Source organism: Aeromonas sp. L_1B5_3 (assembly GCF_963866575.1).
Classification (GTDB): Bacteria; Pseudomonadota; Gammaproteobacteria; order Enterobacterales; family Aeromonadaceae; genus Aeromonas; species Aeromonas jandaei.
On sequence record NZ_CAWMDN010000096.1, the window covers coordinates 1 to 1,109 of the forward strand.

At 57.3% G+C, this 1,109-nt stretch carries 1 protein-coding gene and 1 pseudogene; both read left to right on the forward strand.

Going from position 1 to position 1,109, the window contains the following annotated elements; genetic code table 11:
* Positions 1-689, forward strand: a pseudogene (locus tag AACR93_RS06760) (type II toxin-antitoxin system antitoxin DNA ADP-ribosyl glycohydrolase DarG); the annotation flags it as partial.
* A gap of 74 nt (positions 690-763) precedes the next feature.
* Positions 764-1,109 (forward strand): type I restriction endonuclease (locus AACR93_RS06765; RefSeq protein WP_043850236.1); only part of this gene is annotated, 346 nt, incomplete at its 3' end.

Consider the following 1,109-nt stretch of genomic DNA (forward strand, 5'->3'; position numbering starts at 1 on the left):
CAGAGGTCAAACAGGCGATTGAAACGGCACTGGGCGATCTGGATATCGATATCCTGCTCTATGAGCCCAGTAGCCAATACCAAAATGTGGCCAAGCGGGGCGGGGTGGCGGAGCTGACTCCGGCTCGGGCCTTGATTGCTGAACTGGTACGTCGCTACTGGTTTTTAGGGATGGAGTGCAGCTTGCTGGAGATCCAGAAGCTGGCCTGGTTTCTGGCGCGGGTCATTGGCCGCAACCCGCTGGGGGATCCGCTGCAGTTGCAGTTTAAGGCCCATCGTTATGGCCCTTATGCCAACAATCTGACTCATCTGCTCAATGCGATGGACGGCAGTTATCTGCAGTCCGACAAGCGCATTCCGGATAGCAAGCCGTTTGATGTCATCTGGTTTAATGAGGCCAAAAAACAAGAGCTTGCCGTTTATCTCCATACCGAGGCCAAAGCATTTTTACCGATACTGGAGCAGACGACCGCGTTAATCGACGGTTTTGAGTCGCCCTATGGCATGGAGTTATTGGCCACGGTCGATTGGTTGATAGCCGAAGAGTGCTGTGCGCCGACGCTGAGCGCGCTGCGAGAGGGGTTGCATCGCTGGCCAGCGGGAACCCCGTGGGGTGAGCGCAAGGCGCGGCTGTTTGATGATCGCAGTCTGCAGATCGCCTTGACCCGTTTGCAGCAGGGATTGGTGTAACGAAGTGGGTGTAACAAATAAGAGCGGCTGCGCGGTTGTCGCGGGTGCTTGAGAGAATAACAGGGATAGAGAGCATGATTTCAGTCGGCCAACGGGAGCGGGCAACCCAGAACCGCGTCATCAAGTTATTTCAAGCGGAGCTGGGCTATCGCTATCTGGGGGATTGGCATACACGGGAGAACAACCGGAATGTCGAGCCGGAACTGCTGACCGCCTGGCTGGCGGGGCGTGGTGTGGACGCGGCGCTTATCCCCAAGGTGCTAAGGCAACTGGATCGGGCGGCAAGCCTGGGCGAAGGGCGCATCCTCTATGACGCCAACAAGGAGGTCTATCGCCTGCTGCGTTATGGCGTGAAGGAAAAAGTAGGGGCAGGCGAGCAGAACCAAACCGTCTGGCTGATCGACTGGGCCAATCCGCAGG